Annotated in this window: 12 protein-coding genes; 3 read left to right on the plus strand and 9 right to left on the minus strand. The window is 65.5% G+C overall.

Going from position 1 to position 12,869, the window contains the following annotated elements; all coding sequences use genetic code 11:
* Positions 1 to 61: 61 nt before the first annotated feature.
* The 8 genes from ACLBKT_RS05530 to ACLBKT_RS05565 form a co-directional block, all read right to left on the minus strand.
* A complete protein-coding gene (locus ACLBKT_RS05530; RefSeq protein ID WP_410181952.1) occupies positions 62 to 1,243 on the minus strand; it encodes a molybdopterin molybdotransferase MoeA in 1,182 nt (393 codons plus the stop codon).
* Positions 1,240 to 1,725: a cyclic pyranopterin monophosphate synthase MoaC gene (gene moaC / locus ACLBKT_RS05535; protein ID WP_410181953.1), complete on the minus strand. Its 486-nt coding sequence runs from the start codon at positions 1,723 to 1,725 to the stop codon at positions 1,240 to 1,242. The genes ACLBKT_RS05530 and moaC overlap by 4 nt, the downstream gene beginning before the upstream one ends.
* Complete coding sequence (gene trpC / locus ACLBKT_RS05540) at positions 1,722 to 2,522, minus strand: indole-3-glycerol phosphate synthase TrpC (protein ID WP_410181954.1); 801 nt, start codon at positions 2,520 to 2,522, stop codon at positions 1,722 to 1,724. Before trpC ends, moaC begins: the two co-directional genes overlap by 4 nt.
* 106 nt (positions 2,523 to 2,628) lie before the next feature.
* A complete protein-coding gene (trpD, locus tag ACLBKT_RS05545; RefSeq protein WP_410181955.1) occupies positions 2,629 to 3,621 on the minus strand; it encodes an anthranilate phosphoribosyltransferase in 993 nt (330 codons plus the stop codon).
* Positions 3,618 to 4,229: an anthranilate synthase component II gene (locus tag ACLBKT_RS05550; protein ID WP_410181956.1), complete on the minus strand. Its 612-nt coding sequence runs from the start codon at positions 4,227 to 4,229 to the stop codon at positions 3,618 to 3,620. Before ACLBKT_RS05550 ends, trpD begins: the two co-directional genes overlap by 4 nt.
* Positions 4,226 to 4,894 (minus strand): phosphodiester glycosidase family protein, encoded by a 669-nt coding sequence (locus ACLBKT_RS05555; RefSeq protein WP_410181957.1) that lies wholly within the window; start codon positions 4,892 to 4,894, stop codon positions 4,226 to 4,228. The genes ACLBKT_RS05550 and ACLBKT_RS05555 overlap by 4 nt, the downstream gene beginning before the upstream one ends.
* Positions 4,895 to 5,064: 170 nt before the next feature.
* Positions 5,065 to 6,555 carry an anthranilate synthase component I family protein gene (locus ACLBKT_RS05560; RefSeq protein ID WP_410183652.1) on the minus strand — a complete coding sequence of 497 codons (1,491 nt, stop codon included), beginning with the start codon at positions 6,553 to 6,555 and terminating at the stop codon, positions 5,065 to 5,067.
* Between the two features lie 83 nt (positions 6,556 to 6,638).
* Positions 6,639 to 8,570: a SurA N-terminal domain-containing protein gene (locus tag ACLBKT_RS05565; RefSeq protein WP_410181958.1), complete on the minus strand. Its 1,932-nt coding sequence runs from the start codon at positions 8,568 to 8,570 to the stop codon at positions 6,639 to 6,641.
* A gap of 244 nt (positions 8,571 to 8,814) precedes the next feature.
* Here ACLBKT_RS05565 and tpiA point away from each other — a divergent pair, with 244 nt between their 5' ends.
* From tpiA to ACLBKT_RS05580, 3 genes are all read left to right on the plus strand, one after another.
* Entirely contained in the window at positions 8,815 to 9,588 is a 774-nt protein-coding gene (gene tpiA / locus ACLBKT_RS05570) for a triose-phosphate isomerase (RefSeq protein WP_410181959.1), read from the plus strand.
* A 122-nt stretch (positions 9,589 to 9,710) separates the two neighbouring features.
* A complete protein-coding gene (gene secG / locus ACLBKT_RS05575; RefSeq protein ID WP_410181960.1) occupies positions 9,711 to 10,094 on the plus strand; it encodes a preprotein translocase subunit SecG in 384 nt (127 codons plus the stop codon).
* Between the two features lie 127 nt (positions 10,095 to 10,221).
* Positions 10,222 to 11,859, plus strand: a complete 1,638-nt coding sequence (locus tag ACLBKT_RS05580; RefSeq protein WP_410181961.1) for a CTP synthase — start codon at positions 10,222 to 10,224, stop codon at positions 11,857 to 11,859.
* Between the two features lie 429 nt (positions 11,860 to 12,288).
* On the opposite strand, the gene ACLBKT_RS05585 is transcribed toward ACLBKT_RS05580, so the two are convergent.
* Positions 12,289 to 12,768 (minus strand): Hsp20 family protein, encoded by a 480-nt coding sequence (locus ACLBKT_RS05585; protein WP_410181962.1) that lies wholly within the window; start codon positions 12,766 to 12,768, stop codon positions 12,289 to 12,291.
* Positions 12,769 to 12,869 lie beyond the last annotated feature (101 nt).

Genomic DNA, 12,869 nt, shown 5'->3' on the forward strand with positions numbered 1-12,869 from the left:
AGGAACAATTAGGCAACTCGATGGGAGGTGTCAAGCGCACCCTGCGCCAAACCCGCGCATTTCAGCCATTCTGGAGCTTGTAGACCAGAACGGGCTCCCCCGCCGGGAGGGACGGCGAATGCGCAGGGCGGTCAATCAGGCAATCGGCCTCGGCCAATGCAGACAGTGCCGAGGAGTCCTGCGATCCGGCGAGCCGTACCTTGTCGCCATCGCGGACCGCGCGCAGAAATTCGCGCCGGGGCCCGATGGCGGGCAGGTCTTCGCCTGCACGCAAGATTTCGGGGCGGGGCAGCGGCTCGGGATCGCCTTGACTGGCGCGGATCAGCGGTAACGCAAACAACAGCGCGGTGACGAAACTCGACACCGGATTGCCCGGCAGGCCGAGGATCACCTGATGTCCGCGCGTTGCCACCAGCAGCGGCTTGCCCGGCTTGATCGCGATCTTCCAAAAAGCGATTTGCGCGCCCCAATCGGTCAGCGCCGGCTTGGTGAGGTCATGATCGCCGACGGATGCGCCGCCCGAAGTGATGAGGATGTCGGCCGCTTCGGCCTGTGCCAGTGCCGCGGCAAGCGCGGCGCGGTCATCGGGGACGGGTCCTATGCGGATAACCTCGCAGCCCAAAGGCGCGATCATGGCGGCGATCATCGCGCCGTTGCTGGCCGGGATCTGGTGCGGGAGGCAGTTGGCGGGGTCGCTCGCCAGCTCGTCGCCGCTGTCCATCACCGCGACGCGGACAGGCCGGGTGACCGTGACCTGCCCATGCCCGGCGGCGAGCGCCAGCGCCATGCGACCCGCAGTGATGCGCGTGCCGCGGGTCAGCAACAGGTCGCCGCTGCAAAAGTCGAACCCGGCCAAGCGGATATGGCGACCGGGCGGGGGCATTTCGGTGGCGGTGATGGCGCTTTCGGTGCGCACGGCGTCTTCCTGAAGCAGCACCCGGTCCGCACCCGGGGGCACGATTGCGCCGGTCGAGATCCGCACGCATTTGCCGGGAGCAAGCGTGCCGGGAAAGGGCGAGCCGGCGCGGCTCTCGCCGATCAGCGTCCATGGTCCTTCGTCCGGGGTGAGGGCATAGCCGTCCATCGCCGACAGGTCCGCAGGGGGCTGCGTGCGGGCGGCGCGGATATCCTCGGCAATGATGCGGCCCAGCGCCGCCTCGGTCGGGACCGATTGCAGCGGCAGCAGCGGAGCCAGCGCCAGCAGGCGGGCCTGCGCTTGTTCGAGGCCCAGCAGCTCGCTCAAAGAGGCGCGTTCCAGTCACCCGACTTGCCGCCAGACTTGGCAATCAGGCGGATGTCGGAGATGACCATGCCCTTGTCGATCGCTTTGGCCATGTCGTAGATCGAGAGGAGTGCGACAGAAACCGCTGTCATCGCTTCCATTTCCACGCCGGTACGCCCAGTCAGGGACGCGGTGGCGGTGGCGCGGATGGCCCAGATGCCGCCAGTGTCCTCATAGGCAAATTCCACACTCACAGCCTCGAGCCCGAGCGGGTGGCACAGAGGGATGAGATCGCCGGTGCGCTTGGCTGCCATGATCCCGGCGATACGCGCGGTGCCGAGCACGTCGCCCTTGGGCGCGTTGCCGTGACGGATCGCTTCGAGAACCTCGGCCGACATCGTGATCCGTCCCGAGGCGACCGCGCGGCGATGCGTCTGCGGCTTGCCGCCCACATCGACCATATGCGCCGCGCCGTCGCTGTCGAGGTGGGTGAGCTTGCTCATGCGTGCGCTTGTGGCCTGAGCAGCGCGGCGGTGGCACTCGCAATATCATCAGCACGCATCAGGCTTTCGCCGACGAGGAAGGTGCGCACCCCTGCCGCTTCGAGCCGCTGGCAATCCGCATGGGAGTTGATCCCGCTCTCGCCCACCAGCAGGGTGCCTTCAGGCGCGAGCGGCGCGAGGCGTTCGGTGATGGCGAGGCTGGTGGTGAAGGTCTTGAGGTCGCGGTTGTTGACCCCGATCAGGCGCGATGTGAGCACGCGCGCGGCGCGCTCCATCTCGACCTCGTCATGAACTTCGACGAGCACGTCCATGCCGTGATCGCGCGCCGCGCTCTCGATCTCGGCCATGGCGCTGTCTTCCAGCGCGGCGACAATGATCAGGATCGCGTCGGCACCGATGCTGCGGGCTTCGAGACATTGCCACGGGTCGACCATGAAATCCTTGCGCAGCACGGGCAGGGCGCAGGCGGCGCGGGCGGCGACGAGGTAATCCTCGTGCCCCTGGAAATAGGGCGCATCGGTCAGCACCGAAAGGCAGGCTGCACCCCCTGCTTCATAGGCGGTGGCGTGTGCGGCCGGGTGGAAATCGGCGCGGATCAGGCCTTTGGACGGGCTCGCCTTCTTGATCTCGGCAATCAGCGCGTAGTCCGTGGCAGCGCGTGCACGCAAGGCAGCCTCGAACCCGCGCGGGGCCGTCTGCGCGGCGGCGAGGTTGGCCAGCGCGGCGGTGGTGGTCGCAGCCTTTCGGGCGGCAACTTCCTCGCGCCTGGTGGCGCAGATTTCTTCGAGCTTGTTCACTTAAAAAACTACCGTTCGTGCTGAGCCTGTCGAAGCACCGTTTCTCTTCGAGCGGCAGATAAGAGAAAGTACGGCCCTTCGACAAGCTCAGGGCGAACGGGTGGGGTTACTTTGCCATTTCGATCCAGCGTTCGAGCAGCCCCATTGCCGCGCCGGAATCGAGCGCCTCGGCGGCCATCGCAGCACGTTCTGGCCAGTCCGCGCCGCGTCCCGCCACAGTCAGCGCACCGGCCGCGTTAAGCAGAACCGCATCGCGATAGGGGCCAGGTGTGCCCATTAGCAGCGCTTTCAGTGCCGCCGCATTGTGCTTCGCATCATCACCGCGGATCGCTTCGATCGGGGCATGGGGCAGCCCTGCGATGCTCGCGTCGAGGCGCTCCATCGTGAAGGCGTTGCCGGTGACCACCGCCACCTCGTTGCCGCTCGCGAGGCTCAATTCATCAAGCCCTTCGTCCCCCGAGACGATCAGAGACTTGCCGGTGCCAAGCCGCGCCATTGCGCCCGCATAGATCGGAACATAAGCGGGCCGGGCGATGCCGATCAGCTGGCTGGTCACTTTCGCCGGGTTCGACAGCGGCCCCATCAGGTTGAAAATCGTCCGCTTGCCGATTTTCAGGCGGATGGGCTGGATGCGCGCCATCGCGGGGTGATGGTTCTTGGCGAAGAGAAAGCAGATGCCGATTTCGGCGAGGGTGCGTTCCGCCGTCCGCCCGGCGGCGTCCATGTCGAGGCCGAGCGCTTCCAGCGTATCCGCCGCGCCCGCTTTCGACGAGGCTGCGCGGTTGCCGTGCTTGGCGACCGGCACGCCGCAGGCAGCGACCACGAGGCTGACGGCGGTCGAGACGTTCAAGGTGTGATGCCCGTCGCCCCCCGTGCCGCAGACATCGATGGCGTCTTCGGGGGCGTTGATCGGGATCAGCCGTGCCCTCAGCGCCCGCGCCGCGCCTGCGATTTCGTCCGCCGTCTCGCCGCGTCCGGACAGGGCAACGAGAAAGGCTTCGATCTCGGCCTCTGACGGTGCGCCGTCGAGCAGCACGCCGAAGGCCGCTTCGGCCTCAGCTTCGCTGAGGGGTGCGGCGACATCGGGAAGGGTGGTCATGCCGTCAGCCTCGCGGGCATCACCGGCTCGAGACCGCAGAGCCGCACGAAGTTGGCCAGCAGCGCATGGCCATGTTCGGTGGCGATGCTTTCGGGGTGGAACTGCACCGAGTGAATGGGCAGGCTCTCGTGGCGGAAACCCATCACGCTGAGGTGGTCCGCGCCGGGCGTCTCGGCATGGGCATTGGCGATCAGCTCAGGCGGCACATTCACGACCTCAAGGCTGTGGTAGCGCGTCGCGATGAAGGGCGCAGGCAGGCCGGCAAACACGCCCGTCCCGTCATGCGTCACTGGCGAGGTCTTGCCATGCATCAGCCCGCCGCGCTGCACCGTGCCGCCGAAATGCTGACCGATGGCCTGATGGCCGAGGCACACGCCCATCAGCGGTTTGCCGGCATCGGCACAGGCGGCGACCAGATCGAGGCTGATCCCCGCCTCGTTGGGGGTGCAAGGGCCGGGTGAAATGAGGAACCCGGCCGCATTGGTCCGCAGCGCCTCGGCAGCGGTCAGCGCGTCATTGCGCTCCACGCGCACCTCGGCCCCCAGCTCCATCAGGTAATGGACGAGGTTGAAGGTAAAGCTGTCGTAATTGTCGATGACGAGAATCATTCTGCGGCTGCCTTCTCGCGTTTTGTCACCACGATGATCGGGCCGACGCGGCCCTTGTCTTGCCGCCCGCTTGCCGGGTCCCACAGACTCGACACTTGCCCGTCAAGGTAGAGCGCGGTCGCGACCTTCAGTTCATCGCGGAAGAAACGCGCCAATTGCCCGAAGCTGACCGGCGCATCGGAGATCACGAAATGCGCCTTGCCCGACGCATCCACGCCCACGCCATTACGGATCGCCTTTGATGGGCCGTCATCCTGAATCTCGGGGTGGAGCTTGCCATCGATCAGCAAGAGCGGGCCGGATTGCGTGCCGAAGTCCGGCCGGTCGCCCACAGTCTCGAAGAAGGTGTTGCTCCCCAACACGCGCCATGTCTTGCCGGTGCCGAAGAAAACCCCATTGGGCTTCATGTAGAAATTGCCCTCGCCGGTTGCACGGTTGAGCTCGCCCAGCCGCTCGCCGTTCTTGACGAAGTAGCCGATGGGCTTGAGATCATCGCCATACATCCCGCCATTGACGGCAAAGGCGACACGTTTGGGATCGACGCTGCCCGCAAAGGCGGAGAGCGAGCCGAAGGGCTGCTTGTCCGCGCCGAGGTTGGCCATGGTGATCGCGTGGGTGGCGGGATCGGCAATGCAATGGGTGAGCGGGACGGTCTCGAAGGTCACGCTGCGGCAAGCGGACGGTCCGCCATTCTCACTTGGCGTGGACGACGGCGATGCGCCTTGTGCGACCGGCGACCCATCGAGGTTGACGGTGACCACTGCGTCGCCCGCAGGTGCCTCGGAACACGCCGAGAGGGCCAGGAGCAGTGAGGCAGCAATGAGACCGAGGCGCGTCACTGGCCATACCCCGGCTCGCCGGCAACCCGCACAGCCTCACGCGCGGCGGCGATCAACGCGCCGGACTTGGCGCGGCATTCGGCGAGTTCGTAATCGGGATCGCTGTCGGCGACGATGCCTGCGCCCGCCTGCACATGCATCACGCCGTCCTTCACCACCGCGGTGCGCAGAACAATGCAGCTATCAAGGCTGCCATCGGGCGCGAAATAGCCGACGCCGCCCGCATAGGCGCCGCGGGTCTCGGGTTCGAGCTCGGCGATGATCTCGCACGCGCGGATCTTGGGCGCGCCTGACACGGTGCCTGCCGGAAAGCCGGCGAAAAGGGCGTCCAGCGCGTCCTTGTCGGGTGCGAGATTGCCGATGACATTGCTGACGATGTGCATGACGTGGCTGTAACGCTCGATCGTGAAGCTGTCGGTGACTTCCACCGTCCCCGCCGCCGCGACCCGGCCCACGTCGTTTCGTCCGAGATCGAGCAGCATCAAATGCTCGGCCCGTTCCTTGGGGTCGGCGAGCAAACTCGCTTCGTTGGCGACATCCTCTTCGCGCGTGGCCCCGCGGGGGCGCGTGCCGGCAATCGGGCGAATGGTGACTTCGGCATCGCCCTTGTCGTTGGGGCGGACGCGGACCAGAATCTCGGGGCTCGATCCCACCAGCGCGAAGCCCGGAAGGTCGAGGAAATAGAGGAATGGCGAGGGGTTCACCCGCCGCAGAGCGCGGTAGAGCGCCAGCGGGGGGAGGGTGAAGGGGCAGGTGAAGCGCTGGGCCAACACCACCTGGAAGATGTCGCCTGCGAGGATGTAGTCCTTGGCGCGCAGGGCCATCGCCTTGTAATCGTCAGGCGCGATGACGGGGGCGAGATCGGGTAAGCTGTCGGGCACCGCATCGGTGGCGGCCGGCGGCATGGCCTGACCGAGCTGGCTGAGGGTCGCGTCAATCCGCTCGCCCGCGCGTTCAACGGCGGCGGCAGGATCGCTCGCTTCCCAGATCGGCGCGATCGCGAAGAGCGCGTTGGTGAGGCCATCGAACACCAGGATGACCGTGGGCCGCACGAACAGCATGTCGGGCAGATCGAGCGGGCTGTCGGCCGCACGGGGCAGTGTTTCGACCAGCCCGATGGTTTCGTAACCGAGATAGCCGACAAGGCACGCGAGCGCGGGCGGTAGCCCGTCCGGCATCGGGTCGATGCGGCAGGTCGCCGCCAGCGCGCGCAGTTCTCCAAGCGCGTCGCCGGGGCAGGGGGTGAAGGCCGCGCGGTCGGTGCGCCAGTCGGGATTGATCTCGGCCGCGTTGCCCTTGGCTCGGAACACCAGATCAGGGTCGAGCCCGAGCAAGCTGTAACGCCCCCGCACTTCGCCGCCTTCCACCGATTCCAGCAGGAAGTCGCCGCGGCCCGGCACGATCAGCCGCCGCGCGGCGCCCACGGGCGTGTCGCTGTCGGCAATGATCCGCCGCCACACCAGCGCCGCGCGCCCCTCGGCCAGCATGGCGGTGGCCGCGGCGGCGTTTTCGGGCAGGCCTGCGGCAGCGCCGGAAAGGGGTGCAGTCACGACGCCAGCCCGCCAGTCGCTTACTGTTCGCCCGAGAGCCGCTTGCGCACCGCCGCGATGGCGGGCTCGTTGCGGGTCACGCCCAGCGACTTGCGCATGGCGGCCGCCGCCTGCGCGCGATATTCATCGCTGAGCGCCGCGCCGAGCTGCTGACGGGTCTGGACGACGAGATCGGGTTCCTGATCGAGCGGAAGGGTGCTGATGTCCTCCAGCGCGACCACATACCAGCCCAGCCCGCGCGGACCTTCGAGCGATTTCACCGTGCCTTCGGCCATGCTGAACAGCAGCACCAGCGGCGGCGCAACCCGTTGACGCTGGCTGGCGAGCAGCTCGCGGCGTTCCAGATTGATCTGCTCACGCTCGAAACCGGGCTTGTTCTCGGCAGCCATCGCCGCGGCGAGTGGCGTTCCGGCCCGCACCTTCGCCATGATCCGGTCCGCCGCCTGCTTGGCGAGGACCGCACCCTGACTGCGCTTCCACCCGGCGACAGCAGCTTCGCGCACTTCGGCGAGCGGCGCGGCGCGCGCTTCATCGACCCGGGCGACTTCGAAGATCACGAATTGCTCGGCTTCGACCTGCGCCAGTTGCGGCTCGCTTTCCTCCATCTGGAAGGCGGCTTCGAGCACCTGGGCGAGCTGCGGGACGATCTGCACCTGTGGCTGCCCGAAGGCGCGCCCGTCTGCCAGCAGCGCCGGGGTGGTCTCGACTTTGAGGCCATAGGCCTTGGCCACTTCGGCCAGCGCCGTGCCGCCGTCGATTTCGGCTTCGATTTCCGCGGTGAGGTCGGCGATTGCGGCGGCCCGCTTTTCGGTGGTGAGCTGTTCGGTCAGTTCCGGCGTGACCTGTGCCAAGGTGCGAGCCGGGGCGCGCTCGATCTTGTCGACCCGCGCGACATACCAGCCGAGCGTGCCCTGTGCCGGATCGACCACGCCGCCCTCGCTCGCCTTGAAGGCAGCCTGGGCAAAGGCAAAGCTGGTGGCGCTCGCCATGGCTTCGCGGGTGCGTGCCGGGGAGCGTGAGGCGGTAAAGTTCGCTTCGCGTGCGACCGCTTCAAGCGAGGCTCTGGCGCGGATCCGGGCGGTGAGCGCCTTGGCCGCGTCCTCGGTCGGCACGACAAAGCTGGAGACGATGCGGCTCTCGCTCGCCTGATACTTCGCGGCGTCGCGCTTGAACCGCTCGGCGATCTCAGCCGGGGTGGGGGTCGCGTTGACTTTGAGCGTGTCCGTGCCGAACACCGCAAACCGGAGTGTGCGCCGCTCGGGGCGGACAAACTGGGCACGGTTGTCGTTATACCAAGCTGTCAGCTGGCTCTCGGATGGGTTTCCGGCAGGCGCGAAGGCCGCGCTGGGGATGAGAGCGATCTCGCCCTTGCGCTTTTCCAGCACCAGTGCGGCATATTGGCGTGCGACCTTTTCCGGCAGGCGCGGCGCCGACACGGCCGAGCGGAGCAATTGCTGCTCGATCAGATCAATCGCGAGGTCGCGGCGGAAGGTCGCGTCGGTCAGACCGCGCTGGCCGAGGGCGGCGAGATAGGCCTGCTGGTCGAACTGCCCGGTGAGGCCCTGAAAGGCCTGGATCTGCAAAATCTCGCTGTTCACGAGGTTTTCGCCCGCGCGCAGGCCATAGTTCTTGCCATATTGGCCCACGGCGAAGCGGTCGATCATCTGCCTGACGACTTCGTCGAGCGAACCTTCAGCGATGAATTGCTGCATGGTCAGCGTCGGGTTGCGCTGGCGAACCTGCGTCAGCGCATTGTTTGCAGAGACGGTTAGGTCGGAGATCGGAATGGCTTCGCCGCCCACCACAGCCATGCGGTCCGTATTGGTCACGCCGCCGAAATTCGTGTTGCCGAGGTCCGAAGCCACGAAGGCCAGCGCCATCAGACCCAGGAAAGCGAGAAAGATCGGGAGCCCGATCTTCGACTGGAAAAAGCGGCGAAAAAACGAAAACATGGCGTAATTGACCCATCCGAGGCTGGCTGATGGCCGGACGCAAGCGTCCTTGGCGCACACCGCGATCACTCGCGTTGTCCGGGCGCTTTAGAGGCCCTGCGACCCCACGGCAACAGGTGGCTGCGCGTTTTGACTAGTCCGGCTTCCTCGGCTAGCGGACGCGGGCCCCGGGCACTACAGCGAGCACAGAATCATAACCCGCCCAGGGCTATCCCTCTCAATTCTATAAAGTGCAGGACAAGTCATGAACCGCCGACCCTATATCGTCGGAAACTGGAAGATGCACGGCACCCGCGCGATGCTGTCCGAAGCGCGTGCGATCGACCGTGCAGCCCAGCGTCACATGAAGGTGGAGGTGGCGCTCGCGCCGCCTTACACCCTTATTCATCCGATCCACCGTGAGGCCGAACAGATCGCCGTCGGCGCGCAGGACTGCCACCATGAAGATGGCGGCGCCCATACCGGCGATATCTCGGCGGCGATGATTGCCGATGCGGGCGCGAAGTTCGTGATCCTTGGCCACTCCGAACGCCGCACCGGACATAATGAAAGCGATGCCCGCGTGCGCGCCAAGGCCGAAGCCGCTTTGGCAGCGGGCCTGCGGATCATCATGTGCTGCGGCGAGAGCGCGGAAACCCGCGAATCGGGCAAGGCGGTGGCCTTTGTGAAGAAGCAGCTCATGGCCTCGCTCCCCCCAGCCGACCAAATGCCCGCCGAGATTGGTGACAAGCTGACGGTCGCCTATGAGCCCATCTGGGCGATCGGCACCGGCACGGCCGCCACTACCGACGATATCGCCGAAATGCACGGCGCGATCCGCGCGCTCTTGGTTGAGCTGTTCGGCGAAGAACAGGGGCGCGACGTGCGCATCATCTATGGCGGCTCGGTCAAGCCCGAGAATGCCGCTGCGATCTTTGCTGTCCCCGACGTCGGCGGTGCCTTGGTGGGCGGGGCAAGTCTGACGGCGGACAGCTTTATGGGCATCGCCCTTGCCGCAAGCGAGCCGTTCGAGAACTGAGCGCATCCATGCTGTGACGGGCGACAGGGCGGTGCGGGCTTGCCGCGCAGGCCTTGCGCCCCTACATGGCGCGCAAGCAATGCAATCGGGCGATCCATCGCCCTTGGCCACGAGAATCGTTCATGTCCTTGTTCATCTTCCTCACCGTGATCCAGGCCCTGGTGGCCGCCGCGCTGGTCGCCGTCGTGCTGATGCAGCGGTCCGAAGGCGGCGGGCTCGGCATCGGCTCCAGCCCTGGCGGGGCATTTGGCGCGCGCGGTGCGGCGGATTTCCTGACCCGGTCGACCAAGTGGCTGGCGATTGCATTCGTGACGCTTTCGATCGTTCTGGCCGCGCTCGCTGTGCGTGAAAGCCGTGTCGGCGGGGTGACGAGCACGCTTGACCGCAATGCTCCCGGCGCCGCCGCTCCGGCCGTGCCTGACCTTTTGGCCGATCCCGCTCCCGCCCCGAACGAGGCGGCGCCTGCGCCCGCTGCACCGGCACCTGCGGCTCCGGCCGGCCAGTAATCGTCCGCAAGGGGCGGCGCGCTGCTGCCCTGCGGCCATAAAATCGACGTGACTGTGGATGGCGCGCATCCTGTGCGGCGCAATTCGCTTGCCCCGAATCTCTCCTGTTGCTTAAGGCCCAAATCCCATGGCGCGGTACATTTTCATCACCGGCGGCGTGGTCTCCTCGCTCGGCAAAGGTCTCATGGCAGCCTCACTGGCGGCCCTCTTGCAGGCGCGTGGCTACAAGGTCCGCATCCGCAAGTTCGATCCCTATCTCAACGTCGATCCGGGCACGATGAGCCCGTATCAGCACGGCGAAGTCTATGTGACCGATGATGGGGCCGAGACGGATCTCGATCTCGGGCATTACGAACGCTTCACTGGCGTTTCCGCGCGGCAGAGCGACAATATCACCTCGGGCCGGGTTTACCGCGATATTATCGCGCGTGAACGGCGCGGCGACTATCTCGGCGCGACGGTGCAGGTGATCCCGCACGTCACCGACGAGATCAAGGCGTTCGCTCTGGCCGATCAGGACGATCACGATTTCATCCTGTGCGAGATCGGCGGCACAGTCGGCGACATTGAATCGCTGCCTTTCATGGAAGCGATCCGCCAGCTCAGAAACGAACTGGAACCGCTCCAGACCCTATCGGTCCATGTGACGCTGGTGCCCTACATCAAGGCCGCAGGGGAGCTGAAGACGAAGCCGACCCAGCACTCGGTGCGCGAGCTTGCCAGCCTGGGGATCAAGCCCGATATCCTGCTGTGCCGCGCGGAGCATCCGATCCCTGAGAGCGATCGCCGGAAGATCGCGCAGTTCTGCAACGTGCGAACCGAAGCGGTGATCCAGGCCCTGGACGCACCTTCGATCTATGCGGTGCCGCAGCAATATCATGCAGAAGGCCTCGACGCCGAGGTTCTCCGCGCTTTCGGTATCACCGATGCGCCCGCGCCCGACCTTTCGGCGTGGGAGGATGTGACCGACCGCCAGTTCAACCCCGAAGGCGAAGTGACCATCGCTGTGGTCGGCAAATATGTCGGCCTTCAGGACGCCTACAAGAGCCTCAATGAAGCGCTGGTGCATGGCGGTCTCGCCAACCGGGTCAAGGTCAACATCCGCTGGATCGACGCCGAAATCTTCGAAGGCGACGACGAATCGCAGATCATCGCCGCATTGGAACCGATGCACGGCATTCTCGTCCCGGGCGGCTTCGGCGAGCGCGGAAGCGAAGGCAAGATCGCGAGCGTCCGCTTCGCGCGGGAACGCAACGTCCCGTTCTTCGGGATCTGCCTCGGGATGCAAATGGCCTGTATCGAAGGCGCGCGCGCGGCCGGTTTTGCTGATGCTTCGTCAACCGAGTTTGGTCCGACGGACAGCCCGGTGGTCGGCATCATCACCGAGTGGATGAGCAAGGAAGGCCTCCAAAGCCGCGCCGAAGGCGGCGATCTGGGCGGTACGATGCGTTTGGGGGCCTACCCGGCCAAACTCAGCCCCAACAGCCACACTTCGCAGATCTATGGCGGGGCCGAGGTCATCTCCGAACGCCACCGCCATCGCTACGAAGTCAACAGCGCCTTCATCGAGCCGCTGGAAAAGCAGGGTCTGATCTTTGCCGGCATGTCGCCCGATGGGCTGCTGCCCGAAATCGTCGAGCGGCCCGATCATCCGTGGTTTGTGGGCGTGCAGTTCCACCCGGAGTTGAAATCGCGGCCCTTTGATCCGCACCCCCTGTTTGCCGGGTTCATCGCAGCGGCGCTGGAACAGTCGCGACTCGTTTAAGTCGAGGCCCTGTCACTTTTCATAGCGCTCGCGCTGGTCTGTGCCGCCGCCGTTCACCCGACCCTCGATCGAACGCCACCGATGTTTAGCAAGGCTTTGCAATCCTTTGTTTCACAAGCGGGACTTGCGCTTTCCCTTCCTTACAAGGTTTGCAGATAAGCCTTGCGCGTTGTTGCCTTTCCGCATTAGACGGGGGGTAGATTTAACTATTTTCTAGGGACAATTGCGCTGAGTCTATCGGATTGCTGTTTTACAAACATACTGTGATTCGATTCAGCTTTGGCGGGTCTCTATGAAACATGCTTGTCTGGTCTTGTCCGTCTTCTGCGACCCGGACGGATAGGTTCAGACGAGGCGGCTTAGGCCGCGGGGGCGGATCGCAAGACCCGCCCCCTTTCAGTTTGGTGATCGGAATGAACCGGGCGTGCCTCAGGCAGCGCTGGCGGTATCGTCCCCTTCGTTGGTCGGGACGGCGGTGAGCGTCGTGGTGCCGCCGATTGCGATCTTGCGGGGCTTCATCGCATCGGGCACTTCGCGCACCAGGTCGATAATCAGCAGGCCGTCGGCCAGATCAGCACGCTCTACCCGGACGAAGTCGGCCAGTTCGAACCGGCGTTCAAAGCCGCGGTTGGCGATACCGACGTGGATCAGCTCCGAGCCGTCCTCAACCTCGTCGCGCTTGCGACCCTGCACGACGAGCAGGTTCTGCTGCGCGGTGATGTCGATATCATGTGGGCGGAAGCCCGCCACAGCGAGTGTGATGCGGTAATTGTCTTCACCGCGGCGCGAAATGTTGAAGGGGGGGTAATTGTCGCCGGCATTCAGGCGCGCCTGGTTTTCGAGCAGGTCGAACAGGCGATCAAAGCCTACGGTGGAGCGGCGGTAGGGGGTGAAATCAAAACGGGACATAGTTGCAAATCCTCTGAGTTGAGCAATTTGGTTCGGATGCGGGCCTGCCGGATGCAGCACCCGCCTTGTCGCCGTTACCGTTTCCCAAGACTGGCGAAACG

The sequence above is a fragment of the Erythrobacter sp. W302b genome, assembly GCF_046452395.1.
GTDB lineage: Bacteria > Pseudomonadota > Alphaproteobacteria > Sphingomonadales > Sphingomonadaceae > Erythrobacter.

Coding starts and splice junctions, on each gene's coding strand:
- moaC (WP_410181953.1), bottom strand. CDS start 1,725: ATGAGCAAGCTCACCCACCTCGACAGCGACGGCGCGGCGCATATGGTC.
- trpD (WP_410181955.1), bottom strand. CDS start 3,621: ATGACCACCCTTCCCGATGTCGCCGCACCCCTCAGCGAAGCTGAGGCC.
- ACLBKT_RS05550 (WP_410181956.1), bottom strand. CDS start 4,229: ATGATTCTCGTCATCGACAATTACGACAGCTTTACCTTCAACCTCGTC.
- ACLBKT_RS05560 (WP_410183652.1), bottom strand. CDS start 6,555: ATGCTGGCCGAGGGGCGCGCGGCGCTGGTGTGGCGGCGGATCATTGCC.
- ACLBKT_RS05565 (WP_410181958.1), bottom strand. CDS start 8,570: ATGTTTTCGTTTTTTCGCCGCTTTTTCCAGTCGAAGATCGGGCTCCCG.
- tpiA (WP_410181959.1), top strand. CDS start 8,815: ATGAACCGCCGACCCTATATCGTCGGAAACTGGAAGATGCACGGCACC.
- secG (WP_410181960.1), top strand. CDS start 9,711: ATGTCCTTGTTCATCTTCCTCACCGTGATCCAGGCCCTGGTGGCCGCC.
- ACLBKT_RS05580 (WP_410181961.1), top strand. CDS start 10,222: ATGGCGCGGTACATTTTCATCACCGGCGGCGTGGTCTCCTCGCTCGGC.
- ACLBKT_RS05585 (WP_410181962.1), bottom strand. CDS start 12,768: ATGTCCCGTTTTGATTTCACCCCCTACCGCCGCTCCACCGTAGGCTTT.